Source organism: Bartonella sp. ML70XJBT, assembly GCF_028618425.1.
Taxonomy (GTDB): domain Bacteria; phylum Pseudomonadota; class Alphaproteobacteria; order Rhizobiales; family Rhizobiaceae; genus Bartonella.
This window is the reverse complement of the sequence record NZ_JAQISX010000004.1, coordinates 14,515-39,793: the sequence shown is the minus strand read 5'-3', so window position 1 is coordinate 39,793 and position 25,279 is coordinate 14,515. Positions and strand designations below refer to the sequence as shown.

General features: G+C 38.2%; 23 protein-coding genes and 1 pseudogene. 9 read left to right on the top strand and 15 right to left on the bottom strand.

The annotated features are described in order from the left end of the window. The first annotated feature begins 111 nt into the window (after positions 1-111). The gene (locus PVV65_RS02915; protein ID WP_273789149.1) at positions 112-810 is read left to right on the top strand and encodes a phosphatidylserine decarboxylase; all 699 of its coding nucleotides are present in this window, start codon (positions 112-114) and stop codon (positions 808-810) included. A gap of 9 nt (positions 811-819) precedes the next feature. Beyond that, positions 820-1,662, top strand: coding sequence for a CDP-diacylglycerol--serine O-phosphatidyltransferase (pssA, locus tag PVV65_RS02910; protein ID WP_273754385.1), 843 nt, complete (start codon positions 820-822; stop codon positions 1,660-1,662). A gap of 69 nt (positions 1,663-1,731) precedes the next feature. Here the strand turns inward: pssA and PVV65_RS02905 are convergent, their stop codons facing one another. The 9 genes from PVV65_RS02905 to rpsF form a co-directional block, all read right to left on the bottom strand. After that, positions 1,732-2,481: an SDR family NAD(P)-dependent oxidoreductase gene (locus PVV65_RS02905; protein ID WP_273789215.1), complete on the bottom strand. Its 750-nt coding sequence runs from the start codon at positions 2,479-2,481 to the stop codon at positions 1,732-1,734. Between the two features lie 2 nt (positions 2,482-2,483). Beyond that, positions 2,484-3,974 carry an amidophosphoribosyltransferase gene (gene purF / locus PVV65_RS02900; protein WP_273789214.1) on the bottom strand — a complete coding sequence of 497 codons (1,491 nt, stop codon included), beginning with the start codon at positions 3,972-3,974 and terminating at the stop codon, positions 2,484-2,486. A gap of 78 nt (positions 3,975-4,052) precedes the next feature. After that, on the bottom strand, positions 4,053-4,634 hold the full coding sequence (locus tag PVV65_RS02895; RefSeq protein WP_273789148.1) for a CvpA family protein: 582 nt from the start codon (positions 4,632-4,634) through the stop codon (positions 4,053-4,055). A gap of 119 nt (positions 4,635-4,753) precedes the next feature. Beyond that, positions 4,754-6,151 carry a DNA repair protein RadA gene (gene radA, locus PVV65_RS02890; protein WP_273789147.1) on the bottom strand — a complete coding sequence of 466 codons (1,398 nt, stop codon included), beginning with the start codon at positions 6,149-6,151 and terminating at the stop codon, positions 4,754-4,756. A gap of 6 nt (positions 6,152-6,157) precedes the next feature. After that, entirely contained in the window at positions 6,158-7,648 is a 1,491-nt protein-coding gene (locus PVV65_RS02885) for a replicative DNA helicase (protein WP_273754381.1), read from the bottom strand. Positions 7,649-8,239: 591 nt separating this feature from the next. Continuing rightward, positions 8,240-8,836 carry a 50S ribosomal protein L9 gene (rplI, locus tag PVV65_RS02880; protein ID WP_273789146.1) on the bottom strand — a complete coding sequence of 199 codons (597 nt, stop codon included), beginning with the start codon at positions 8,834-8,836 and terminating at the stop codon, positions 8,240-8,242. A gap of 25 nt (positions 8,837-8,861) precedes the next feature. Next, complete coding sequence (locus PVV65_RS02875) at positions 8,862-9,842, bottom strand: hypothetical protein (RefSeq protein WP_273789145.1); 981 nt, start codon at positions 9,840-9,842, stop codon at positions 8,862-8,864. A 152-nt stretch (positions 9,843-9,994) separates the two neighbouring features. Further along, the gene (rpsR, locus tag PVV65_RS02870) at positions 9,995-10,243 is read right to left on the bottom strand and encodes a 30S ribosomal protein S18 (protein ID WP_005773744.1); all 249 of its coding nucleotides are present in this window, start codon (positions 10,241-10,243) and stop codon (positions 9,995-9,997) included. Beyond that, entirely contained in the window at positions 10,243-10,650 is a 408-nt protein-coding gene (gene rpsF, locus PVV65_RS02865) for a 30S ribosomal protein S6 (RefSeq protein WP_273789144.1), read from the bottom strand. Before rpsF ends, rpsR begins: the two co-directional genes overlap by 1 nt. A gap of 343 nt (positions 10,651-10,993) precedes the next feature. Between rpsF and PVV65_RS02860 the strand changes: the two genes are divergently transcribed. The 7 genes and pseudogenes from PVV65_RS02860 to gmk all read left to right on the top strand — a co-directional run bounded on the left by PVV65_RS02860 (position 10,994) and on the right by gmk (position 17,410). After that, complete coding sequence (locus PVV65_RS02860) at positions 10,994-11,581, top strand: undecaprenyl-diphosphatase (RefSeq protein ID WP_273789143.1); 588 nt, start codon at positions 10,994-10,996, stop codon at positions 11,579-11,581. Between the two features lie 78 nt (positions 11,582-11,659). Continuing rightward, positions 11,660-12,604, top strand: coding sequence for an ACP S-malonyltransferase (gene fabD, locus PVV65_RS02855; RefSeq protein WP_273789142.1), 945 nt, complete (start codon positions 11,660-11,662; stop codon positions 12,602-12,604). A gap of 21 nt (positions 12,605-12,625) precedes the next feature. Beyond that, a complete protein-coding gene (gene fabG / locus PVV65_RS02850; protein WP_273754375.1) occupies positions 12,626-13,363 on the top strand; it encodes a 3-oxoacyl-[acyl-carrier-protein] reductase in 738 nt (245 codons plus the stop codon). Between the two features lie 261 nt (positions 13,364-13,624). Next, the gene (locus PVV65_RS02845; RefSeq protein WP_004860281.1) at positions 13,625-13,861 is read left to right on the top strand and encodes an acyl carrier protein; all 237 of its coding nucleotides are present in this window, start codon (positions 13,625-13,627) and stop codon (positions 13,859-13,861) included. A gap of 101 nt (positions 13,862-13,962) precedes the next feature. Next, positions 13,963-15,225 carry a beta-ketoacyl-ACP synthase II gene (gene fabF / locus PVV65_RS02840; protein WP_273789141.1) on the top strand — a complete coding sequence of 421 codons (1,263 nt, stop codon included), beginning with the start codon at positions 13,963-13,965 and terminating at the stop codon, positions 15,223-15,225. A 96-nt stretch (positions 15,226-15,321) separates the two neighbouring features. Further along, positions 15,322-16,431, top strand: a pseudogene (gene mltG / locus PVV65_RS02835) (endolytic transglycosylase MltG). A gap of 301 nt (positions 16,432-16,732) precedes the next feature. Then, positions 16,733-17,410, top strand: a complete 678-nt coding sequence (gene gmk / locus PVV65_RS02830; protein WP_273789139.1) for a guanylate kinase — start codon at positions 16,733-16,735, stop codon at positions 17,408-17,410. Between the two features lie 27 nt (positions 17,411-17,437). Here gmk and rsmA read toward each other — a convergent pair whose 3' ends face one another. The 6 genes from rsmA to lptF form a co-directional block, all read right to left on the bottom strand. After that, complete coding sequence (gene rsmA, locus PVV65_RS02825; RefSeq protein ID WP_273789138.1) at positions 17,438-18,268, bottom strand: 16S rRNA (adenine(1518)-N(6)/adenine(1519)-N(6))-dimethyltransferase RsmA; 831 nt, start codon at positions 18,266-18,268, stop codon at positions 17,438-17,440. Continuing rightward, on the bottom strand, positions 18,259-19,272 hold the full coding sequence (gene pdxA / locus PVV65_RS02820; RefSeq protein WP_273789137.1) for a 4-hydroxythreonine-4-phosphate dehydrogenase PdxA: 1,014 nt from the start codon (positions 19,270-19,272) through the stop codon (positions 18,259-18,261). Before pdxA ends, rsmA begins: the two co-directional genes overlap by 10 nt. Beyond that, on the bottom strand, positions 19,272-20,222 hold the full coding sequence (locus tag PVV65_RS02815) for a peptidylprolyl isomerase (RefSeq protein ID WP_273789136.1): 951 nt from the start codon (positions 20,220-20,222) through the stop codon (positions 19,272-19,274). The genes pdxA and PVV65_RS02815 overlap by 1 nt, the downstream gene beginning before the upstream one ends. A gap of 102 nt (positions 20,223-20,324) precedes the next feature. Beyond that, positions 20,325-22,694 carry an LPS-assembly protein LptD gene (locus PVV65_RS02810; protein ID WP_273789135.1) on the bottom strand — a complete coding sequence of 790 codons (2,370 nt, stop codon included), beginning with the start codon at positions 22,692-22,694 and terminating at the stop codon, positions 20,325-20,327. Then, positions 22,695-23,786: an LPS export ABC transporter permease LptG gene (lptG, locus tag PVV65_RS02805; RefSeq protein WP_273789134.1), complete on the bottom strand. Its 1,092-nt coding sequence runs from the start codon at positions 23,784-23,786 to the stop codon at positions 22,695-22,697. Continuing rightward, entirely contained in the window at positions 23,783-24,973 is a 1,191-nt protein-coding gene (lptF, locus tag PVV65_RS02800; RefSeq protein ID WP_273789133.1) for an LPS export ABC transporter permease LptF, read from the bottom strand. The genes lptG and lptF overlap by 4 nt, the downstream gene beginning before the upstream one ends. Positions 24,974-25,279 lie beyond the last annotated feature (306 nt).

Below are 25,279 nucleotides of genomic sequence, written 5' to 3'. Positions count from 1 at the left end.
TGGGCAAAATGTAATCTATATCTTTATATGGAGCGATTGATTAAATACATAAAAGCAAGAGGAACAAAAAGATTTATTGCTTGTTTAAGTTTACGACGAATAGGAAATGATATGAGTATTCTACAATCTGTCCACAATAGCTTTGTCTCAATTCATAAAGAAGGCTATCCTTTTATTGTAGCATTTTTTGTTATTTCGCTCATTCTTGGTTGGATATGGAGTCCGTTGTTTTGGTGTGGTCTTGTTCTTACGGTGTGGTGTATATACTTTTTTCGTGATCCAGATCGTGTGATCCCTTTAAATCCCAATTGGGTTATCTCACCTGCAGATGGGCGTATTTCATTTGTAGAATCATGTGTGCCACCTGAAGAATTAGGCTTAGGGAAAGATGAAATGGTCCGTATTTCTATTTTTATGGACGTTTTTTCATGCCATATCAACCGTATTCCTATCAGTGGTACAGTAGAGTCTATTGTTTATCATCCAGGTCGGTTTACCAATGCGGAGTTTGATAAGGCTAGTCAGTTTAATGAGCGGAATGGGATGGTCATTGAAAGCAAGCATGGTAAAATTGCTATCGTACAAATAGCGGGGCTGTTTGCCCGTCGGATTGTTTGTTGGTCAAAAGAAAATGATGCTGTTATCACGGGAGAGCGATTCGGGTTGATTCGTTTTGGTTCTCGCCTTGATATTTATATACCAACTGAAGTGAAATTGCGTGTTGCTGTTGGGCAGACAGCAATTGCTGGAGAGACAGTTTTAGGGTCTTTTGATGATAAGAGTGCCACAACGGACTTCAGATACGATTAGGGCTACACAATGAAAAATTTTTCGCCATTTTCTTCATTCAATCCTGAGGGGCAGCATGATGATACTGCAAATCGGCGACGCTCACCTACATCAATGCGCTATGTTATTCCCAATATCATTACTATTTTGGCAATTTGCGCTGGGATGAGCAGTATCCGCTTGGCTTTTGAGAATCGCTATGAAGCTGCTATTTTAATGGTACTTTTGGCTGCAGTTCTCGATGGTGCTGATGGTCGCATTGCGCGTTTAATAGATGGTAGTTCATCTTTCGGGGCACAGATGGATTCTCTTGCTGATATTGTCAATTTTGGTGTTACCCCCGCGCTTATTGTTTATTCCTTTATTTTGAATCAAGCACACCACATTGGTTGGGTTGCAGCTCTTGTTTATTGTGTTGCTTGTTGTTTGCGATTAGCGCGTTTTAATGTGATGTTGGATAATGCTGATATCCCACAATGGCAGAAAAGTTATTTTGTTGGTGTTCCTGCACCTGCAGGGGCGTTACTCCTTTTATTGCCTACCTATTTAGGTGCTCTTGGTTTGGTCCCCAATTGGGGGTGGGCATTGTTTTTTAGTCTTTATACAGTTATTATTGCTTTTCTTTTGATTAGTCGTTTACCAGTGTGGAATGCAAAGACAATTGATCAAAACTTGAGGCGTGATATCGTTATACCTTGCATGTTGATCATCGTTATTTATGTCGGTTTTCTTGCAACTTACACATGGAAAACTTTATTGATTACGGCTATTAGCTATATGATTTTTCTCCCCTGTAGTTTTATCGCTTATAATAAACGGGCTGCTTTAGAAGAAAAAAAGGTTGATGCTAAAAAAGCTATTCAAGAATCATAAACTGCTTTATTCCTTTGTTGAGAAGTGCAGGAAAGAAAGAGATTCGTCTATTTACATTTCAGATGATGATCAATGAGGAGCATAATAATCCACAAACCGATTTTCACGGACATTAAAGAGTTTTCCAGTTTCCTTTAAATCAGGTGACAGCAAATGGACTGTTTTTTTTGCAACCTCTTGTGGTGAGGGGAGCGTTTGAGGATCTTCACCAGGCATAGCTTCAGCACGCATGGCAGTGCGTGTGGCTCCAGGGTTGACACAATTAATCTTGATAGGGGTTTGTTTGAGTTCTTCTGCCCAACAGCGGGCAATCATTTCTAAAGCTGCTTTAGAGGCAGCATAAGCTCCCCAGAACGGGCGTGCAACATGTGCAACGCTTGAAGATAACAGGATAGCACGTCCAGCATCAGATTCACGTAATAAAGGCTCAACGGCTTTTATTAAGCGCCATTGGCTAAAAAGATTTATTTGAAAGACATTTTCAAAGATCGTGTTTTCTGTATGCGCTATTGGTGAGAGTGTTCCAAGAATTCCTGCATTTGCAACGACAATATCTAGTTTTTTCCAGCGATTAGCAATAGAGAGTGCGAGAGCATCAATGTTTTCCATATGATGTAAATCGAGCGGAACGAGGGTAGCAAGAGCCCCTTTTTCTCGGATTTGATTATCCAATTCAGTAAGTCCGCTAACTGTTCGTGCAAGAGCAATAATATGAGCCCCGCGTGCAGCAAGCTCGAGTGCTAAATAATAGCCAATCCCTCTTGATGCACCAGTAACAAGCGCAACGCGCCCATGGAGACTAAAGTCATGTTTTGTCATCATTAATCTCTTGTTTTAAGAACAGATGATTGATGAATTTTGGAGAGATTTTCTTGATCAACCAGGTGCGTAGGATAATATCCAGTAAAATAATGGTCAGTAAATTGTGGATCGGCGTTATTTCGTTTTTCCCCTGCTACAGCGAGATATAATCCGTCCGTTGAAAGAAATTCTAAAGAGTCAGCTCCAATAAAATTGCACATAGATTTTAAATCTGGATATTGATTTGCTAAAAGGCTTTCAGCTTTAGGTGTATCAATACCATAAAAGTCAGGATAGAAAATCATAGGGCTAGAGACGCGCATATGAACTTCCTTTGCTCCTGCATCGCGAAGCATTCGTACAATTTTAAGGGAGGTTGTTCCTCGTACAATAGAGTCATCAATCAGAATAACACGTTTTCCTTCAATCACAGGACGGTTTGCCGAATGTTTTAACTTGACGCCAAAAGCGCGAATTTGTTGTGTTGGTTCGATAAAAGTGCGGCCAACATAGTGATTGCGAATAATACCAAGCTCGAAGGGAATTCCAATTTCTTGTGCATAGCCAATTGCGGCAGGTGTTCCACCATCTGGAACCGGAACCACAACATCACCCTCACAAGGGGCTTCCTGCGCTAAACGGATTCCCATATTTTTGCGTGTTGTATAAACACTACGCCCTCCAACGACTGAGTCCGGACGAGAAAAATAAACATATTCAAATAAGCAAAGTTTTTCTGGTTTTGCATTTTCTGATTGTATAATTTTTTTCGTAATTTCCCCATTTTTTTGTATTTCACATATGATGATTTCTCCATTTTTAACATCACGGACATATTTTGCTCCAATAATATCAAGGGCGCAAGTTTCAGAACAAAAGATAGGCTTACCATCAAGTTCTCCCATCACGAGAGGCCTAATTCCAGTTGGGTCGCGTGCTGCAATAAGCTTTGTCCGTGTGAGTGCTAACATAGCATATCCCCCTTCTACTTGCCGAATCGCATCAACAAAACGATCAGAGGAAGATTCATAACGTGAGCGGGCAATAAGATGGAGAAACACTTCTGAATCTGACGTTGATTGACAGATAGCACCAGAAGCGATGAGTTTACGGCGCAATGTAAGACCATTGGTAAGATTCCCATTATGCGCAATAGCAATACCTCCAACTTTCAATTCAGCAAAAAGGGGTTGAACGTTGCGTAATGCCACTTCTCCAGTTGTTGAATAACGGGTATGTCCAATAGCACGATTTCCTGGTAAACGCGCAAGCGTTGCAGGGTTTGTATAGTGATCACCAACAAGACCTAAATGCTTTTCTTGATGAAACATTTTATTATGGTAAGAAACAATACCAGCCGCTTCTTGCCCACGATGCTGAAGTGCGTGGAGTCCAAGAGCGGTTAATGTTGCTGCATCTTCATGCCCAAGAATGCCAAAAACCCCGCATTCTTCATGAAGGGTATCATCATCTAATGAAAATTTTTGACAAGAAATATCGCTTTTTATCATCATATCCTTTCATTTGTGATAGAGAGAAATCATCCGCATCACATTTTACATCATTTAGTTCTCTTTTCTTATGAAAAGCTATTCTCCATTTTTGAGAAGTATTTTTTCATGAGGGTGTTGCTTATTTGTATGTTTATCGCTGTCTTTAAACAAATTTTCTGCCTTTTCGAGAACAGATCCAAGATCTTTTGGGAGTATTTCCCAAACTTTTTGTCCCAGTGAATCTAAAATAGGCCTTGTTTTGGCGTTTTTTAACCAGTCTGCTTGGTGCTCGGGTTTAATAAGTGCATTAATCAGCAACATACCGATGACCATAATCAGTAAACCGCGAAGTGCTCCAAAAATAAAACCAACAGTACGGTCAAGGATACCAATTCGACTATCAATAATAAAATCGGAGATCTTCATTGTAATAATTGAAGTAATAATGAGAACAATAATAAAAATTGTGACCAATGTTGTGATCAATGCGATCATTTTATTAGAAAAATATTGTTCAAAGAAAGGCAAGACAGGTTTGAATAAAAACAGTGTCGTAACAGCTGCGATTGCCCAAGAAATCAACGATAACACTTCACGTGAAAAACCTCGAAGCATAGCAAGAAAAGCGGACAACAGGATGATTACTAAGACAATTCCATCAAGGATTGTTATGATCATTTGTTTGTTCCTTATACATAAAGTTGTGTTCTTTAAATCTGTGTGCAAATATATTTTAGTTAGGTCATTTTTTATTCTTATAGCAAGGATATTTTGTATTTTATAGCGTTTTTTCTATATTATCCTGCCTGTGGTGTAGACCATTTTTTACTTGCGGTAAGAGTGGCAACAAGTTCGGGAAGGTCAGAGAAAGTTTTTTGTTGAAAATTGAGCGACTGCATCATTTCGGTTGTTGTCGTGGGATGAAACGCCCCCTGAAAACCGAGTTTTTTTGCTTCATTGATGCGTTGTGCTGAATGTGCAACAGCGCGAGTAGCTCCTGAAAGACTGACTTCACCAAAATATACATAATCCGTTGGCAAAGGGATATTGGCAAGAGAAGAGACCAAAGCAGCGGCTACAGCTAAATCAGCAGCGGGTTCTGATATACGATATCCACCTGCCACGTTCAGATAGACATCATGCTGTCCAAAACGAATGCCACAATGGGCTTCTAAAACGGCAAGAATCATAGAAAGACGATTTCCATCCCATCCGACAACCGCACGTCGTGGTGTTCCAAGGGAAGAGGGAGCAACAAGTGCTTGAATTTCCACGAGTATCGGGCGAGTTCCTTCCATGCCGGCGAAAACAGCTGCGCCTGGAGCTTTTTCATTGCGTTCTCCTAAAAACAATTCAGATGGATTTATCACTTCGCGTAATCCTTTATCAGACATTTCAAAAACACCAATTTCATCTGTTGGTCCGAAGCGATTTTTTACAGTTCTAAGAATGCGATAATGATGTCCTCCTTCACCCTCAAAATAGAGAACACCATCAACCATATGTTCAACGACCCGCGGGCCGGCAATTTGCCCATCTTTTGTCACATGACCAACAAGAACAACAGCGGCCCCTGTTTTCTTAGCAAAGCGTATCATAGCCTGAGCACCAATACGGACTTGTGTGACAGTGCCGGGTGCTGAATCTGCTGAATCTGACCATAAGGTTTGAATCGAATCGATAATCACCATATCAAGGTTTTTATGCTCGCTTAAGGTTGCAAGAATATCTTCAACATTGGTTTCAGCAGCAAGTTTCACCTCTGTATTATGAGCACCAAGCCTTTGTGCGCGCAGACAAATTTGCGCAATAGCCTCTTCACCTGAGACATAGATAACATGATGTCCTTTGCGTGATAAAGCAGCAGCTGTTTGTGTCAGCAATGTTGATTTTCCAATACCTGGATCACCACCAACAAGGAGTGCTGAGCCACGGACAAAACCCCCACCGGTAACACGATCAAGTTCAGCGATACCTGAATGAATACGTGGAGCATCTTGGATATCTCCAGAAAGAGATGTGAGTGTGACGATGCGTCCTTTACGCGTATTCTGCTTAGGACCACTTCCTATGCCGCCATTTATATTTTCTTCAATAAGGGAATTCCATTCTCCACAGGCACTACATTTTCCTGCCCAACGGGAATGGACGGTTCCACAATGTTGACAGATAAATTGAATACGGTTGCGTACCATGGTAATTTAGCCAATTTGTTCTGGAAGATAATTGGTATCTGCCAGATCACTAAAGCGTGTAAAGTCAGATTGAAAGGCAAGGGATACGATTCCTGTTGGTCCGTGACGTTGTTTTGCAACAATGACATCAGCTTTCCCCATAATTTTATCCATTTCATCTTGCCATTTTGTATGTTCAAGAGTGCCCAATTTGGGTTCTTCATTTTTGAAATAATATTCTTCACGATAAACAAATAGAACGATGTCGGCATCTTGCTCGATAGAACCAGATTCACGTAAGTCAGAGAGTTGTGGACGTTTGTCTGTTCTATTTTCAACTTGACGCGAAAGTTGTGACAAAGCGATAATAGGAACATTCAATTCTTTCGCTAATGCTTTTAATCCTGTGGTAATTTCTGTGATCTCTTGAACACGATTTTCTGATGAACGTTTTGAACTGCTTGTCATGAGTTGGATATAATCAATAAACAAGACGTCTAAACCATGTTGTCGCTTGAGACGTCGTGCGCGAGCTGCCAGTTGCGTAATTGATATTCCCCCAGTTTGATCAATATAAAGGGGGGCCTTTTGGAGTTGGTTTACCGCACGAATGATTTTTGCAAATTGTTCATCTGAAATGTTCCCCCGTCGAATATCAGAAGAAGAAACTTCTGTTTGTTCAGAAATAATACGTGTTGCAAGCTGTTCGGATGACATTTCAAGGGAGAAGAATCCTACAATACCGCCCTCATTTTCTTGGTTATTACTATTATGATTATAAGCATTAGCAATATTAAAGGCAATATTGGTTGCTAGTGAGGTTTTCCCCATACCAGGACGTCCCGCAAGAATAATTAAGTCAGATGCTTGTAACCCTCCCATTTTTTCATCAAGTGTTTTAATATGGGTAGCTATCCCCGATAATTGTGAAGAGCGCTGTTTCGCTGCACTTGCCATATCGATAGCTTTTTTGATAGCCTCATTAAAATTTTCGAATCCACCTCCATATTTCCCTTTTTCTGCAAGCTCAAATAACTGATTTTCAACAGTTTCGATTTGTTGGGTAGGCGTAAGCTCTACAGGAGCATCAAAGGCGGTATTAACAACCTGAGTTCCAAGGTTAATCAAAGAACGACGAATAAAAAGGTCGTAAATAACGCGTCCATAATCCTCAGCGTTAATAATAGTGACTGCCTCTTTGGCCAAGCGAACAACATACTGGTATACAGTAATATCTCCAATTTTCTCTTCCATTTGGATATAGGGCTTGATCGTAACCGGATCTACACGTTTACCTATTTTTATAAGGTGAGATAAAACAGCATAAATTTTTTGATGCAATGGTTCAAAAAAATGTTCTGGTTTTAGAAAGTCCGAAACGCGGTCGAGAGAATCATTGTTGATAAAGATGGCACCAAGTAATGCTTGTTCAGCTTCAATATTATGTGGAAGTTGCCGAAAAGAAGAAGAATCTTCTTTTTTTGAAGAGCTGATATTAACAACGCTAGTTTCTTCCATAATATTTTCCTACTGAAATTCCAAGTCTAGCGACTTTGGTGATAAATTTAAAATCGTATATTAAAAGAATAGAGCTACAAAGCTTCATTTTAAGTTAAAATCTATAATTTTTAAAAACCCTCTTCTAATGGTTCATTTATCATTTGTGTATTATTAATATAACACCCATTTCGTATGTTCTATTTTTATAATATGTGATTTTTTAAGTGGAAGTTTCGGTACTCTAAATTTAAGTATTTTGAAGTTATGTGATCTTAAAATTCTAATACCGATATAAGTGGAATGGCATTTTATAATTGAAATCAGATCACGTAAGGATATCATTAATTTACCGTTCATACAAAATTCACTCTTAAGAGTGGAGCTTTAAATTATTTTTTGCTTTTATACTGAAGAAGCAAAAGTATTTCTCCTTATTGCTGTTATCATTTCTGGTATGGAATGTGCTTACATGATATATTTCTAATTTTTCATAAAAATTAGATTCTTTATATATAATAGCCATAAAATACCCAGTTTAAAAGCATGAGTATTTTATGACCAATATTTTAAATGGAATAAAAGATATAAAATAGAAAGCAAAAGGAGCAATTAAGCTTCTTGATGAAAATTGGTTATATTGTTGTCATTAATTGCTTCTGCCAACAATTCTTCCTGATTTTCTTCTAATATTTCTTCTTGAATATTATATATCTCTTCAGAAGAAGTAAGCATTTCACCTTCTGCTTGGCGTTGTGCTTCACTGGTAGAACGTGCAACGTTAATAACTACAGAAATTTGAACTTCAGGATGGAGGTTAAGAGTAACCGTATGAAGACCAATCATTTTTATTGGATGATTAAGTTCAATTTGATTTCGACCAATAGAGAATCCTTCATCTGTTATGATTTCAGCAATATCACGCGTTGACACAGATCCATAAAGTTGTCCTGTTTCACCAGCAGAACGAACAGCAATAAATGATTGACCATCAAGTTTTTCAGCGATTTTTTGTGCTTCGCTTTTGCGTTCAAGATTACGTGCTTCAAGTTGTGCGCGTTGGATCTCAAAGTGTTTTTTATTCGCTTCATTTGCGCGTAAAGCTTTACCTTGAGGTAAGAGAAAATTACGTGCATAACCATTTTTCACTGAGACAATATCACCCATCTGACCAAGACGAGGAATGCGCTCAAGTAGAATAATATCCATAGTTTTTCCTTTCGAATAAATAAATTTAGGGAAGTTTTTTGTGTGATTGAAAGTTGTATTGAATAGAAGCCCAAATGCCCATCAAAAGTATCATGAAAGAAATAGGTGGGAAAAAAACAACAGTCAAAATAGCAATATAAACAAAAGAAAGTATAATAACCCGACCGTTGACTCCTTTTGTAATATTATGAAGATAGGCTAGACCACTAATTGATATGATGACAGTATAGGCAGAGCTAAAGACAAGTGTACCCAAATTAAGAGAATTGTTCAATTCAGTCATTGATGCGATAGAAGTGAGGATGAAAATAACAATTCCAGAAATTGGAAGGCGAAGAGTTCTGCTCCAGTCATCTCGAGGCCTTTTCAGCCACTTCATATATTGGGCTGTTATCATTGAAAAATAAAGATTACCAATGAGGAAAATCAAACTATAAATTGCCAGAGAGATAGCTGCTAAAGTTGCAGCATGTGCCATTAAAAATTCACTAAAATTAAGCATATTAGCTTCTTGTAATGACGGCAATTGTTGTAGAGCTTGTGCGATGTTTTCAATGACTTTTTTTGCAATGAGAGGGGTATTTGGACTGGTTTTCACACAGAGTACAATGAAGGTGACTATAAGAGCAATAAAGTTGGTTAAATGAAAAATAACGGATGATAATGGATACCATATTAATGTGTTTTCTTTTTGCGCTGGTCGTGCCAATCCAATAAGCCAAGAGGCATAAACAGCAGGAAGAAAAAATAACAGCATAAGCCCAAGAGCAATGTAGATATCCGTGGCAATGAAAAGAACAACAGTCGCACTTATTAAGGCAACGAAGCTGGCAAATGTTCCTTGACTGAACGCAACAATAAAAATTGGCAATGAAAAAAAGCAACCAAGAAGAAAAGAAAAAAAGGGAGCGATATTAGCAACACTAATAATTGCCATTCCTATCACAACAGCAAACAGTCCAGCCAAAACTCCGGTCAATATCTCATACGTACGATTTTTTTTCATTTATTGCTGTCCTGCTTTCTGCAGTTAGAGGCATGTTGATACCTCAACTTTAATATTCAATAGCTTAATATAGGATACAATAAGCTATTTTTCTAAATCATACAAGAAAAGCAACTAGAGAGTTTCTCTAGTTGCTAGAATGTCTTGATTGTTTACTTTATAACGTATGGTAGTAAGCCTAAAAAGCGAGCGCGTTTGATAGCATTAGCTAATTCACGCTGTTTTTTCTGACTAACAGCCGTAATCCGTGAAGGAACAATTTTTCCACGCTCAGAAATATAACGCTGTAACAATTTGATATCTTTATAATCAATTTTAGGCGCATTAGCTCCTGAAAAAGGACACGTTTTACGACGACGATGAAAAGGACGACGTGCAGAGTTTTGATTTGTATCAGTCATCATTCTACCTCTTCTATAGAGTTTTCACGTTGATGACGTGAGGAACGAGAACGCTCTTCAGCATGACCAATGTGTGTATTGCGATCAAGGTGTGAAAGCATCGCAGACTTTTCTTTTTCGTGTTTTTCTACACGAATGGTCATATAGCGCAAAATATCTTCATTGATTCGCATCTGACGCTCCATTTCAGCAACTGCTTTAGCTGGTGCATCAATATTGACTAAGACATAATAAGCCTTACGGTTTTTACGAATACGATAAGCAAGAGGACGAAGTCCCCAATTTTCTACACGCCCAACTTTTCCACCGTGCATTTCAATGACACCTTTGTAAAGGCTCAAAAGTTCATCAACTTGCTGCGGTGCAATATCTTGTCGGGCAAGGAACATATGTTCATAAAGAGTCATTATTTTGCCTTTCTTCAATTAAATCCTGCCGGTTTTAGCGCAAAGCCTCTGCGACTTGCCTTTTTGGAAAATCCAAAGAAGAAAGGACGCGTTTACAACTTGAGACATCTCAGAGCGGAGACACGGGAGGCCGGAAACATTATATTTCCTACTGATATCTCACAGCCCTCCATTCAACCTCCAGCTAAATGCCGGCAACGAACACCTCATATCTACAGGTTATTTTCTTAAATAGCAAGTTTATACACATAAAAAAATAGATTTATTAAATCTTGATATATTTCCAATATATTTCCCTCTTCCACAAAGAGGTAATACTGTACATACAGATAAGGAGAGAAAAATGGATTTTTTAAACCAGATTGATGTTACGCTCTTTAAGATGTTTGTTGGCAATCATCAGTCTTGGTCAATTTTAGTTTTGTTGAGTATTTTTTGTGCAAAGTTTTTAATTTACGTTATTCCCCTTCATCTTTTTGTGCTGTGGTTTTGTGGTGGGGAAAGGGAAAGATGTGTCGTGTTAAGCATTTGTATGAGTATTTGCATAGCTCTTTTTATAGGTTATCTTATTTCTCTCATTTATTTTCATCCACGCCCATTCGTTGTGGGGTTGACGACACCGCTGATTAAACATCGTGCAACAGCTTCTTTTCCTAGTAATCATGCCTTGACCATTGCATCTTATACAGCAAGCTTTTATTTTTACCGATACAAAGGTACTTTTAAATTTGCTGTGTTGTTTTTATGCTTGATCTGTTGGGCACGCATCTTTGTGGGGGTACATTATCCCTTTGATATTTTAGCAGGTACAATTTTAGGAGGTTTCATAAGTCTGGGGGTTATTCAGTTTATAGCCCCATATTTCCCCAAGTTTTTATATCAAATGCCACCCTTAAAATATAATTTGAAGAGAGATATTCATTCTAAATAAAGCACTTTATCTTGACTTTTTGCGGATGAATAAGGTCAAAAGAAAAAAAATTAATGGCACAATTTTAGGAGTCGATGAATGGGTGCAGCTTTTATTTTTCCAGGGCAAGGGAGTCAACTTGTTGGGATGGGGAAGGCGCTTACAGAAGAATTTATTTCAGCGCAGATGGTTTTTGAGGAAGTTGATGATGCTTTGGGTGAGAAATTATCAAAGATCATTTTTGAAGGACCAGCAGATGTTTTAACGTTAACAGCCAATGCACAACCCGCATTAATGGCTGTATCCATGGCTGTCATTCGTGTTATGGAACAATTAGGGCTTCGTATAGAAGAAAAGATAAAGTTTGTTGCTGGTCATTCTTTAGGCGAATATTCAGCTCTTTGTGCTGCTGGTACATTCAGTCTTACAGATACGGCAAGGCTTTTGCGCATTCGTGGCAATGCTATGCAGGCCGCTGTTCCAGTTGGTGAAGGCGCTATGGCAGCACTTATTGGTTTGGAAGAGCACGTGGTAGAAGAAATTTGTGAAACTGTTTCTGGAGAAGGACTATGCCAAATTGCCAATGATAATGGTGGTGGGCAAATTGTTATTTCAGGTGAAGTAAAAGCCGTTGAGACAGCGGTAGAGATTGCATCAACAAAAGGTGCAAAACGTGCACTGCTTCTTCCGGTTTCTGCACCTTTTCATTCGTCTTTAATGCAGTCTGCTGCGGATGCCATGAAGAAAGCGCTTTTGACTGTTAACAAAGTAGCCCCTATTATTCCTTTGATTGCTAATGTTTCTGTTGCACCAGAAAGTGATCCTGAGCGTATTGCTACTCTTCTTATTCAACAAGTAACAGGGAGGGTGCGGTGGCGTGAAACAATAGAATGGATCGGTTCTCATGGGGTTGATACGCTTTTTGAAGTTGGTTCTGGAAAAGTATTAACAGGTTTAACGCGTCGTATTAACAAGGATATAAAGGGGATAAAGATTGAAACAGTTGATGAAATAGAATCAGCGCTAAGAATGCTTGGCGTTTAATCTATGAAGGAGTTTAAAAAAATGTTTAGATTAACAGGACGTAAAGCTCTTGTAACGGGGGCATCAGGAGGAATTGGTGAGGCAATTGCACGTTGTTTCCATGCACGAGGGGCCATTGTTGGACTTCATGGAACACGTGAAGACAAGCTTAAAGGAGTTGCAGCAGAATTAGGACAGAATGTTTTTGTGTTCCCCGCTAATCTTTCTGAACGTCAATCGATTAAACAATTGGCTGAAATTGCAGAAAAAGAAATGGATGGTGTTGATATTTTGGTTAACAATGCGGGAATCACTAAGGATGGTCTTTTTGTGCGTATGCAAGATAAAGACTGGGATGACGTCTTAGAAGTTAACCTAACAGCGGCTTCTCTTTTGACGCGTGAATTAGTGCATTTTATGATGCGTCGTCGTTATGGAAGAATTATTAATATTACATCTGTTGTTGGTGTTGTTGGAAATCCTGGGCAAACGAATTATTGTGCTGCAAAAGCAGGTTTGATAGGTTTTTCTAAAGCATTGGCACAAGAAATTGCTTCACGAAACATTACGGTCAATTGTATTGCTCCAGGATTTATTAAATCCGCTATGACAGATAAGCTTAATGAAAAGCAAAAAGAATCCATTATGTCTGCGATTCCAATGAAGCGTATGGGGAGCGGGCAAGAAATAGCCACAGCTGCTGTTTATCTAGCGAGCGATGAAGCGGCCTATATGACAGGTCAAACGCTCCATATTAATGGTGGGATGGCGATGATTTAAATGTTTTCTTGTATTCCACATTGATTTATAGGCTGTATTATTTTAGATAGTAACGATTGAAATGGAAAAATGCATTATTTCTTTAACATGGTCATTGATCAATTGATGTCGGAATGTCATACTGGTTCATTTTGTAGGGGATATCCACAGGATGTTTTAAATCATTGCTAAAATCTTTTAAAGGAATACATCTATTGCTTGATTAGATGAGCCGATATAGTTAACCAAATTATAGGAAAATATAAATTCGAGGATTTCAACATGAGTGATACAGTAGAGCGCGTTAAGAAAATTATTGTGGAACATCTTGGGGTTAATGCTGATAAAGTCGTAGAAAATGCAAGCTTTATCGATGATCTAGGAGCTGATAGCCTTGATACGGTTGAGCTCGTTATGGCTTTTGAAGAAGAATTTGGTGTAGAAATTCCAGATGAAGCTGCTGAAACGATTTTCACAGTTGGTGATGCAGTCAAGTTCATTGATAAAGCTTCTGCATGATGATTAAAGGGCAAAGGCATTTATTGCTTTTGCCTGTATTCTTCGGAGTTCTTTTGAAGAGAGAGCTTTGAGAGCTGAAGTTTAGTCCAAGGTTAGAAGTTATGAGACGTGTTGTTGTTACTGGTTTAGGATTGGTATCGCCGCTGGCTGGTAATATTGAATATAGTTGGAAACGGCTTCTTGAAGGGAGAAGTGGTGTTCGGCGTATTACTGAATTTGATGTGTCCGATTTGCCATGCCAGATTGCAGCGCGTATCCCCTTAGGCGATGGAACAGAGGGGACCTATAATGCTGATTTATATATGGAACCTAAAGAGCAAAGAAAAGTTGATGCATTTATTATTTATGCAATGGCTGCTGCTAACCAAGCACTTACAGATGCTGAATGGTTTCCTAAGAGTGATGAAGACCAGATTTGTACAGGAGTATTAATTGGTTCGGGAATTGGAGGGATTGAGGGCATTGTTGAAGCAGGTTATACGCTTCGTGATAAAGGACCGCGCCGTGTTTCTCCCTTTTTTATTCCAGGTCGTTTGATTAATCTTGCTTCTGGTTATGTGTCTATTCAATATGGTTTACGAGGACCTAATCATTCGGTTGTGACAGCTTGTTCGACAGGGGCTCATGCGATCGGTGATGCAGCGCGTTTGATTATGTTCGGTGATGCAGATGTCATGGTGGCAGGGGGGACCGAATCTCCGATAAATCGGATATCTCTTGCAGGTTTTTCTGCTTGTAGAGCTCTTTCTACTTGTCGCAATGATGAACCTGAACGGGCTTCACGTCCGTATGATGCTGATCGTGATGGTTTTGTGATGGGGGAGGGAGCGGCAGTTGTTGTTTTAGAAGAGCTGGAACATGCTAAAAAACGAGGAGCGCGTATTTATGCTGAGGTTATCGGTTATGGTTTATCGGGTGACGCTTACCACATTACAGCGCCTTCAGAAAGTGGTGAGGGGGCTCAGCGGAGTATGATGGCCGCTCTTAAGCGAGCACAAGTGAATGAGAGTGAACTTGATTATATTAACGCCCATGGTACATCAACGATGGCTGATTCCATAGAGCTAGCAGCTGTTGAACGTGTTTTAGGGAATTATGCACCACAAGTTTCTATGTCATCAACGAAATCTTCTATTGGGCATTTGCTTGGTGCAGCTGGTGCTGCTGAGGCTATTTTTTGTGTTTTAGCCATACGAGATAATATAGCACCAGCGACGCTTAATCTTGACAATCCATCGATTGAAACAAAAATCGATCTTGTTCCGCACAAACCACGTGAACGAAAGATTGATACGATTCTTTCCAATTCTTTTGGATTTGGCGGGACAAATGCATCGTTGGTGATGCGACGTTTTAGGGGATAATGAGTATTTTCATTTAATTTCTGCTTTTGAATTTTAACCTTTATTATAAGGTGTATGGGGAATTATAATATTGTCCTTAATCGCTATTGAGGGATTATGTCCGATGTGAAAAATGGAACATCATTAAAGGACGAGAACGATCCCTCTTCAAATCGTTGAGCAGATAGTTGTGGTATGTTAATACATAGTAAACAAAAGAAATCGTCTACCGTCCGTAATCCTTTGGTTATTCTTGGTCATTTTTTCCTCATGCTGATTGTGATTATTCTTTTCGGCATAAGTATTCCTCTTTATATCGGAAAAAGTATTTTTGAAGAAAAGGGAAAAATTGAGGAAGGACAAGTTCTTCTTATCCATCCGGGAACAGGAATTCGTGAAATTGCTTCATTGTTAGAAAAACGTGGTTTTATTCGATCATCAGATATTTTTGTTTATGGGGTTGGTTATCACAAAAATACAAGTCACCTAAAGGCTGGTGAATATTTAATTCCAGCCCATGCTTCCATGCACGATATTATGGATATTCTTGTGAAAGGAAAATCCATTGAGTATACATTTACAGTACCAGAAGGTTTAACGGTTCAGCAAGTTTTCGATCGATTAGCGGCAAATGAAATTTTGATTGGAGACCTTCCAAAAGTTTTGCCTCCAGAGGGCTATTTAATGACCGATACTGTTCGTTTTATTCGGGGGACAACGCGGAAAGAAATTATAAACAGATTGCGTGAAGGACAGAAGAAATTAATTCATGCGATATGGGCTACGCGTTCACCTGATTTACCTATTAAATCAATTGATGAATTTGTTATATTGGCTTCAATTGTTGAGAAAGAAACCGGAGTTGCAGCAGAGAGACCAATGGTTGCTGCAGTATTTTATAACCGCCTTGCAAAGCACATGCGTCTTCAATCGGATCCAACGGTTATTTATGGTCTCTTTGGAGGAAAAGGAAAGCCATCGGGTCGTGCAATTTACCGTTCAGATCTTGAGAAGGAAACACCCTATAATACTTATAAAATTAATGGTTTGCCTCCAACCGCTATTGCCAATCCAGGTCGCGATTCATTAAAGGCGGTAGCACATCCACCAAGCAGTGATGCGCTTTATTTTGTTGCTGATGGTTCAGGAGGGCATGTTTTCTCTCGCACCTTAGAAGAACATAATATGAATGTTCGCAAGTGGCGAGAATTAAAGGCAAGACATTGATTTACAATCATACCACATCTTTTTACATCGTAAATAAGAGCTCAAAATAGAGTAAGATTTTTTTACCTTAAACTTTGAATAAGAATGATGAAAAATCATTTTCCTGTGTGTTAAAATTGGAATTAGCGTATAGATACAAAATATTTAAGAAAGAAATTAATATATTTTATGATAAATTCTCTCAATGAAAGTGCAAAATAGCGTGGAGAACTGCTAAAAAAATAATTGATTAGAGAAAAGGTTGAGATAATGTACCGTTCAAATTTTGAAGAAAAATTTATAAACAAAGCAGAGTGATGTAATGATAGCCTTTGAAAGTGAATTGAATACGATAAAAACAAATCAACGCCGTGGTTTCTTATTTATTCTCTCTTCACCTTCAGGTGCTGGTAAATCAACAATTTCTCGGTTGCTTTTAAAAGATGGACGATTAGAGCTTTCTGTCAGTGTAACCACAAGGAAAAAGCGTCCCAGTGAAGTAGATGGACTCCACTACCACTTTATTTCAAAGGAAGAGTTTGAATATAAACGTGATAGAGATGAATTGATTGAATGGGCAGAAGTTCATGGGAATTATTACGGCACGTTACGTGAAACTGTTGAAAATGCATTGAGTGCTGGTCGTGATATGTTATTTGATATTGATTATCAAGGCACCGCGCAGTTACAACAAAAGATGCGAGGGGATACTGTGTCTGTTTTTATTCTCCCACCATCAATGAAAGAGCTTGTTTCGCGTTTACATCGTCGTGCAGAAGATAGTCAAGATATCATCAATTTACGATTAGAGAATGCACGAACAGAACTACAGCACTGGCGTTCTTATGATTATGTGGTTATTAATGAGGATTTAGATCAATCTTTATCTGTTCTTAAATCGATTTATTTAGCCGAAACAGTAAAACGTGAGCGCTGTGCTTTTCTTGGCCCTTTTATTGATGAGCTTATTGCTGAAAAGATTGATAAACGCCTTTATTAAAAAATAGCCTAATGAAAGGTGCATTTTTTAGGGTACGAGATGCGCTAAAGTTATAAATTCAGAAATTGAAAGTGTTTCAGCGCGGCGTGTTCCATCAATACCTGCTTTTTTTAAAAGCATTTCACCTCCCAGAGTTCTAAGATTTTGACGAAGCATTTTTCGTCTTTGTCCAAAAGCAGTTTTTGTGACAAAGCTTAGTTTTTGTGCAGAGCAAACAAGAGGTTGAGGCCGCGGAATGATATGAACAACGGAAGAAATTACTTTCGGCGCTGGTATGAAGGCTTGAGGAGGTACATCAAAAGCAATTTTAGCTGTAGTACGCCAGCCAGTTAAGACACTAAGACGTCCATAATGAGAAGATTGAGGTTTGGCCGTAATTCGTTTGGCAACTTCACGTTGAAACATTAATGTCATTGATTCATAAAAAGGAGGCCATGGTTCCACTAACAGCCAATTTAGTAAGAGTTGTGTTCCAATGTTATAAGGAAGATTGGCAATAATGCGTGGTTTTTCTAGAGATTTTTCAAAGAGTTTTGAGAAATCTTGTTTTAGTGCATCATTACAAATAACTTTTAATTTGTTCGGATAATGTTTTTCTATTTCTAAGAGAGCTGGTATGCAGCGCTCATCACGCTCTATTGCTGTTACAATCGCGCCCTTTGCTAGCAAAGCACGCGTGAGCCCTCCAGGACCAGGACCAATTTCAAGAACAGGTTTTCCTTCTATATTTCCCGCTTGATGAGCAATTTTAGTTGTTAAATTCAGATCAAAAAGGAAATTTTGCCCCAAAGACTTATGGGCTTGTAACCCATATGTATTAATGACCTCACGCAGAGGAGGGAGATTATCTATTGGCATGGTATCGAATTATTTTTTGCAAGTTGATTTGCAAGTTTGAGAGCAGCAATAAAGCTTTCAGGAGAAGCTATCCCTTTATCAGCAATATCAAAAGCAGTTCCGTGATCTGGAGACGTACGAATGAAAGGTAGCCCTAAGGTGACATTAACGGTGGTATCAAAATCTAATGTTTTAATAGGGATAAGAGCTTGATCATGATACATGCAAAGAGCAACATCATATGTTTTTCTTGCGCATTCATGAAACATTGTATCGGCAGGAAGCGGACCTGTAATATTAAGTCCTTTCTTTTTAAGATATTCAATAGCAGGCGTGATAATTTCAAACTCTTCTTTTCCCATTGTACCTTCTTCTCCAGCGTGAGGATTAAGACCAGCGATAGCAAGCCGAGGTAACGTTATTTTAAATCGTGTTTTTAAGTCACATTCAGTAATGAAGGCCGTTTGAATGATTAAATGACGGGTCAGCTGTGAAGGAACATCTTTAAGTGGAGTATGAACAGTTATTGGGACCGTTTTTAATCGAGGTCCTGCTAACATCATAACAGGATGATAAGATTTATGAAAAGCTTTATGGGCTAAATCGGCTAAAAATTCTGTATGTCCTGGAAATTGAAAACCGGCATCGTAAAGATTCTTTTTGGCAATAGGACAAGTAACCAATGCAGAAGCATGTCCACTTTGAATCAATTGAACAGCGCGCTCAATAGACTCAATGATTCCAGCGGCATTATTTGCAGAAGAAAAACCTAATTGATGACTTTGTTTATTTTTTAAGGGTATAATAGGGAGAGCATTTTGAAAATTTTTGACAGGATTGGTGTTTAAAACAGATTCAACCTCAACATTCATCTGTAAAAAACGAGCGCGCGAACGAATAACATCTGGATCAGCGATAAGCACAAAAGCTGGGACATGGCGGGTAATACGCAAATCCCAAGCTTTTAGAGCTATTTCAGGACCAATTCCGGCAGGATCACCACCACTAACAACAAGAGCAGTCATTATTGAATACGTGCGATGTGCCGCAATTCTTCTAAATATTTTTCGCTTAATTCTTCAAGTTTTTTCGGGCTTCTGTTTTTATTATCTTGAAGAGAAAATATCAGCCGAGCGACATAATCATCAGAAACCCTTTTTATTTTGCAAACAGCAATTGCTTCGATTCCATCAGATGTTTCTTGTAATTTTGTCATTTTTCCAGCAGGTGTTGCAAGAATAGCTTGCTCCCATGCACTGGGAAGTTGAGGTTCCAGAAACTTTCCTAAGTTGCGGATTGTAACATCTAAAATACCCTTTGCTTGATTGTGAGAATTTGCACATCCACGGAAATGTGCGCGGAAATTGCTTGCTTCTCTTTGACGTCTTTCAAAGATTTCTGAGCGACGATGTGCTGGAATAACAAAAATAATGCGCTGTAATGTATATTCGTTTGTTGAAGGTTTAACACCACCATTTTTTAATATTCTGCGTACAGCTTCTTGTTCGCTAATCATCCCCATTTGAGCTTGATAGCGTGCGCTAACAAGACGCCCCCACCCTATTTGTCCACGGATGTAATCTTTGAAATGTTGCACAGTAATATCGTTTTGGATCAGAATCTGGTTGAGCTGATCAATTGTCATATTATTTTGCGTTGCAAAGTTCTCAAAAGCTCTATCAACCTCATCATTGCTGACCTCAACATTACGGCGTTTTATTTCAATATTTTTTAGCTCTTCGTCGATCAGCTCTTTTTTAGCTTGTGCTATCAAATTTCCTTGCTTTTGTTGCAGTCTGAGAAATGCAACACGCCTTTGTATATCATAATTTGTGATAGGATTACCATTAACTGTAACAACAATAGTCGTTTGCGCAAAGGCTGTCGGAATCAAAAATTCATTTATAAGCAGACTGCTTACGCTCAAAGACGTAATACAAAATAAAGCAAGAACACGCTTTTTCAATTTATTCATGTAAATAAGCTTTCGCATTGTTTATTAATTTCCATCAATAACTTAAACTATACGTTTTCTTTCATAAAAACAATAATAAGTTAAATCAGCTATACATTCTCTTTATAAATTTGAATCTATCTTTTTTCCGATATCTGCGATTGTACGCAATGAAAGAGAGAAATTAAAGTTCTGCAAAGGTGTTTTTCTTCCCGGATTCATTACCTGTTGATAACCGAAGGTGACTCCGAAACATTCATCGGCATAATTCAAGCTAATTCCTCGTTTTATAAATGTACCAGATACGAGATCATAACCAGCATTGCTATTAATGGACCAATAGTCTGCCAGCTTAAAGCCTGTTTGAAAAGAAATTTCTTGACGCTCTTGTGGATATTCGTAATTCGGTTGGCTTGCGATATAAGCATATTGTACAGAAGCCCAAAAATTTTTCCACTTTTGTGATGCTTCAATTTCACTACGACGGATTTTTCCTGTTTTTTTGTCAAAGCGTCCACGCGTTTCTAAAGAAAAACCATTCGTATGGGTTGCACCAAACATTGCAACATAGTCTGAACGTTTTGCCTCTAAGCTAGAATGAATACTGACATTAATAAGGTCTTTTTCTGCAAAAGAATTCTTTCCAGCCAGATGAAAGGATTGTCCAATAAGGCCATAAAGAGACCAATTATTATTAAAGCTTCCAGAATATCTTAAACCTATATTGGCTCTTGTCCCACCTTCTACACGATCATAACCAGAAAATTTATCTCGTTGAAAGAGAGTGGTTGCATCAAAAACAAAGCTTTGTGCATCTTCATTAGGAAGTTGTCCGATATATTGTTCATTATTGCGTATAAAAATTTGTGCGGTTGGTTCTATAATATGTGTAGAATGAGCTACTGTAATGAGGAAGGGATAGCGTGCTTCTAATCCTGCTGTTGCCATGCCACGAATTTTTGAGCCACGAATTGTAGATAAGGCATTGTTTTCTCCAGAAGCAGCATGATTTTCTTGTCCATTGATTGTAAGGATATCGGCCCGTAGAGAGAGAAGGGGGGTTAATATGAGTCCGTTGTGTGTGTTAAAGCGCTTTTTCCACTGAAGCTCATTTGTTAAACGCAAACTATTTCCAGCCATACCGGAAAGTCGTACAGTATTGAGAGGATTTTTGTTCCAGTCGGGTGAACCGAAGTCCGCATGACGCCGGTAAATTGATTGTATATTGCTATGGAAGGTAAGCTCTCCATTATAAATGGGCTCATCTGGTGTAAAAGAATAATCGATGCGTGGTAGAACCCATGCTTGTTGAGAGTGACGTTCATAATGAGGATCATTTAATATCGAGTCTTGAATTTTAAAATGGTAAAAACGCATGTCAAAATAGTTTTTTCCTGCAAGACCATTCAGATAGATCTGAGAAAGTTGTGTAGGATTGCTATAGTTTTCAAGTTTATAGGCACGACTAAAATGCCGATCGGATTGTGCAAGAAGATCCCATCCATAAGTCCAGTGTGAATTAATACGAAAGTCCCCCTTAGTCGCTAGCATATAACGGTTTTTATGCTGCGCATCAATCGTATCATTGTCAAATCTATGTGGTTTCATTTGATATATATGAGCAAAGCGAATGTTATAACTGCCCATTTTTAAACGTTGACGCCATTCCCCTTCGGTTAAAAGTCCTTGTTGAGTATAAACCGTAGAAGAAAGCGTGAAATCATAATGGGGAGCGAGATTCCAGAAATAAGAATTCTTTATCCCCATACCAAGATAATCAGTATAGAAAAAATGAGGTGTAAGCAGACCGCTAGCACGCTTGACAGTTGGATCATAGAGTTCAAAATTTGGAAATTTTATAATTGGTACACCAAAAACTTCAAAACTGCTATTTTCAAACCGAATTTTTTTAACGCTATTATTCCATATAATCTTTCTGGCTTTAATTTTCCACAGGACCTCTCTATCTGGTTTATAAGAGCAAGGTTCACAGGCTGTATAGGATGCATTTTCAAAGATTGTTATCTGATTGTTTTGGCGTGTAGCATTTTGAGCGGAAAAATGCACATTGTTGGCTGTGTCAATCCGTAAGGCGTTTACAAACCCCTCGCCAAGATCTTTGGTCATATCAATTTGATTAGAATAAATTTTATTCCCATCTTTTTGAGTAATTTCAACGTTTCCTTGTGCTATAAGCCGTCCTGTCTTTTGGTTATATATGATTTTTTGAGCGACAACTTTATTGCCATTAAATTCAACTTGGACATTCCCTTGTGCAGAAACAGTGTTTTCATCACGATTATAGATGAGTTCATCCGCAGAGAGCAAAAGAGGACGCTCTAAGTTTTGAATGCGGCTTTGAGCAGGAGACATAAGGTTTTGAGCGTGTGCACAATAAGGCAACGCCCCCCCTAAAATAACCGCCATAACACTTCTAAAAGCGAGAGTACTTAATTTTATTAAAATGAGTTTCTTACACGTTAATGCTTTCACTTAGCCGTCCTCTTTATGAAGTAAAAAAGAGATTCCCAAGAATAATGCAATAACAACAGGTGTCCAAGCGGCAATAATTGGCGGAATATATCCAGCATTACCAAAAGCTTGAACGAGTACAGAAATAACATAAAGCATAAATCCAGCGATTACGCCACCAAGAATCAACGTTCTAGATTGCCCAAAACGCGTAAAATTTAAAGATACAGTTGCTGCAATGAGAGTCATTGCCACAAGCAATGCTGGTAAGGCAATCAAAGATTGTAAATACATATCAAAATTATTAGCAGAATAACCAAATGAACGTGCGATCATAATTTTTTTAGGCAATTGGTAAAATGGAATAGTTGCGGGATTCATTAAACGTTCCGTTAAAAATTCAGGTTTTAGATTAGTTTTTATTTTCAACTCGGTAAATTTTTCAGGAGGATGTCCTATTTTATAGATTGTGCCATTTGTTAAGAACCAAGCGCCATTGGTTAAGGTTGCTTTTGGGGTGTTAATCCAGTTTTTAACTGTTGCGTCATCTTTGTATTGTACAAAGGTTGCATCGAGAAGAGAAGGTCCTTGATCAATAATAAATTTAGCACCAATGGTTGTTCTGCCTAAATCTGTACGCTGTGTTAACCAGTGGATACGGGTATTATGAAGAGATGTTAGGATATTATTATTACGCCATTCAGTCATCATTTTTTCTGCTTGAGAAAACCCCCATGCAGCAAATGGATTAATGAGAAAAATTGATAATAATCCTAAAAGAAAAGCGCCCAAACAAGCCGGCATAAGAAATTGCCATGCAGAAACACCGATTGAGCGAGTAACTACAAGCTCAAGTTTTTTGTTAAGCGAGATAAGCGTTGCCATTGCAGAAAAGAGTGCAATAAAAGGGATAAGTTGTTGCATAATAAAAGGAATACGTAAAACAGAGAGGAGAAATGCATCTTTTGCTGTATAATGTGGAAGGGAAGCTAGCCTCCCAGAATTTTCTGTGAAATCGATTAAAAGAGCAAGGACCAAAATGCTCCCACAAAAATAACACGTTATTTTAAGGTAACGTATAAAAAAATAGCGTCCAAGTGTCCATCCAATCATGATATTTCATCCGGAGAATCTTGAGATTTTCGATGTTCAAATTTATTCACTACTTTTTGAAAAATGATTTGAAATACCTCGTTAAATTTTGCAGGGAGCCCAATTTTATGATTCGTTAAAAGTATAAAAAAGACAAATATACTTGTTCCTATGGGTGTAATATAAAGGAAAGGGATATATGCAAGGTCGTTTTTCGCTTTTTCGGCGAAAAAATATCCTATCCAATAGACCAGAAAAGAAAAAGCAATCGCTAAGAAGTTTGCTAAATAGCGTGCTTGTCGATGAGAGTGTACATTCCCTGTTGCTGCTAATGCAATAAGTGAAAAAACGATCGGATAGAGCCATTGCGTTAGTCGGCGGTGAAACTCAGCTTTATATTGGAGTGGTTTTCGTTGATAGTAGGGATCCTTTGGGTCAGGGTTTTGTAAATAAGAAAGAGACCGATCTTTTGGATAAAGAGTAGTTTTTTTATCACTGGGAATAAACTCCCCTAAGCTAAAGGTATATGCGCCAAATTGAACGATTGAAACGCTATTATTTTGATGGTTGACCCTTTCTATTTCACCGTTATTGAGGATTAAAAAACGACCATTTTGATTGTTTATAATGGAGGCTTTTGTTGCATAATAAAAAAGATCCATTTTAGGGTCACGCTGGTCGGCAATAAAAAGACGTTCAAGTGTTCCGTTTGGATTCCGTTCCCCAATTTCTATGTAAAGGTTATTGGCAAGTTTTTGAAAGCTTCCTTCACTAATGAACAGATTAATAAGATCAAAATGAGCACTCGCTAGCATTTGTCGCATATGAAGACGCGCTTGAGGAACAATAAAATTAGAGATAGAAAAGGAGATACATGATGCAACAATAGCAAGAAGGAGAATAGGTTTCCAAACAGTACTTTTAGGAAAACCAGAGGCATTGATGACAGCAAGTTCTGAGTCTTGATTCATTGCTGAAAGGATAGTTGTAACTGCGATCACTAATGCAAATGGAATGACAAGAAAAATAACAGAAGGAACCAATGAGAGTGAAAATTGCAAGACTGTAAGGAATGTTTGTTTACTTGTTGTGAGAAAGTTTATCCGTGCAAGAATTTGCACCGTCCAACTAACGCCCACTGCTGCAATCATGACAGAACTAAACAAAACAAAGACACGTCTTAGGATGTAGAACTCAATAATACACATAAATTGGGAAACACCCTCAGTCTTTAATTCGATAGAAAATACTTTTACCGCTTTCGGTTAAAATGTAATAAAATTAAAAAAACACCCTTTTAGAGATTGGACATTTTTAGCAAAAAAATAATATAAAATTGCTCGTTAAATTCCCTTTATTTTTTTTCACACATTATATTTTATTTTCCGCGATAGTCTACAAAAATTCCAAAGAATAGCTTAATTTTTTTATTAACCTTGAAAATAAAAAAATTATCTTTAAAGGAGTCTTTTAAAGTCACAAATAAAAAGATAATGACTTCAATCAAAAATGCA

What these genes read in the sequence shown, in the direction of transcription:
- PVV65_RS02915 (WP_273789149.1), top strand. Translation starts at nt 112, where the DNA reads ATGAGTATTCTACAATCTGTCCACAATAGCTTTGTCTCAATTCATAAA.
- pssA (WP_273754385.1), top strand. Translation starts at nt 820, where the DNA reads ATGAAAAATTTTTCGCCATTTTCTTCATTCAATCCTGAGGGGCAGCAT.
- PVV65_RS02905 (WP_273789215.1), bottom strand. Translation starts at nt 2,481, where the DNA reads ATGACAAAACATGACTTTAGTCTCCATGGGCGCGTTGCGCTTGTTACT.
- purF (WP_273789214.1), bottom strand. Translation starts at nt 3,974, where the DNA reads ATGATAAAAAGCGATATTTCTTGTCAAAAATTTTCATTAGATGATGAT.
- PVV65_RS02895 (WP_273789148.1), bottom strand. Translation starts at nt 4,634, where the DNA reads ATGATCATAACAATCCTTGATGGAATTGTCTTAGTAATCATCCTGTTG.
- radA (WP_273789147.1), bottom strand. Translation starts at nt 6,151, where the DNA reads ATGGTACGCAACCGTATTCAATTTATCTGTCAACATTGTGGAACCGTC.
- PVV65_RS02885 (WP_273754381.1), bottom strand. Translation starts at nt 7,648, where the DNA reads ATGGAAGAAACTAGCGTTGTTAATATCAGCTCTTCAAAAAAAGAAGAT.
- rplI (WP_273789146.1), bottom strand. Translation starts at nt 8,836, where the DNA reads ATGGATATTATTCTACTTGAGCGCATTCCTCGTCTTGGTCAGATGGGT.
- PVV65_RS02875 (WP_273789145.1), bottom strand. Translation starts at nt 9,842, where the DNA reads ATGAAAAAAAATCGTACGTATGAGATATTGACCGGAGTTTTGGCTGGA.
- rpsR (WP_005773744.1), bottom strand. Translation starts at nt 10,243, where the DNA reads ATGACTGATACAAATCAAAACTCTGCACGTCGTCCTTTTCATCGTCGT.
- rpsF (WP_273789144.1), bottom strand. Translation starts at nt 10,650, where the DNA reads ATGACTCTTTATGAACATATGTTCCTTGCCCGACAAGATATTGCACCG.
- PVV65_RS02860 (WP_273789143.1), top strand. Translation starts at nt 10,994, where the DNA reads ATGGATTTTTTAAACCAGATTGATGTTACGCTCTTTAAGATGTTTGTT.
- fabD (WP_273789142.1), top strand. Translation starts at nt 11,660, where the DNA reads ATGGGTGCAGCTTTTATTTTTCCAGGGCAAGGGAGTCAACTTGTTGGG.
- fabG (WP_273754375.1), top strand. Translation starts at nt 12,626, where the DNA reads ATGTTTAGATTAACAGGACGTAAAGCTCTTGTAACGGGGGCATCAGGA.
- PVV65_RS02845 (WP_004860281.1), top strand. Translation starts at nt 13,625, where the DNA reads ATGAGTGATACAGTAGAGCGCGTTAAGAAAATTATTGTGGAACATCTT.
- fabF (WP_273789141.1), top strand. Translation starts at nt 13,963, where the DNA reads ATGAGACGTGTTGTTGTTACTGGTTTAGGATTGGTATCGCCGCTGGCT.
- gmk (WP_273789139.1), top strand. Translation starts at nt 16,733, where the DNA reads ATGATAGCCTTTGAAAGTGAATTGAATACGATAAAAACAAATCAACGC.
- rsmA (WP_273789138.1), bottom strand. Translation starts at nt 18,268, where the DNA reads ATGCCAATAGATAATCTCCCTCCTCTGCGTGAGGTCATTAATACATAT.
- pdxA (WP_273789137.1), bottom strand. Translation starts at nt 19,272, where the DNA reads ATGACTGCTCTTGTTGTTAGTGGTGGTGATCCTGCCGGAATTGGTCCT.
- PVV65_RS02815 (WP_273789136.1), bottom strand. Translation starts at nt 20,222, where the DNA reads ATGAATAAATTGAAAAAGCGTGTTCTTGCTTTATTTTGTATTACGTCT.
- lptG (WP_273789134.1), bottom strand. Translation starts at nt 23,786, where the DNA reads ATGATTGGATGGACACTTGGACGCTATTTTTTTATACGTTACCTTAAA.
- lptF (WP_273789133.1), bottom strand. Translation starts at nt 24,973, where the DNA reads ATGTGTATTATTGAGTTCTACATCCTAAGACGTGTCTTTGTTTTGTTT.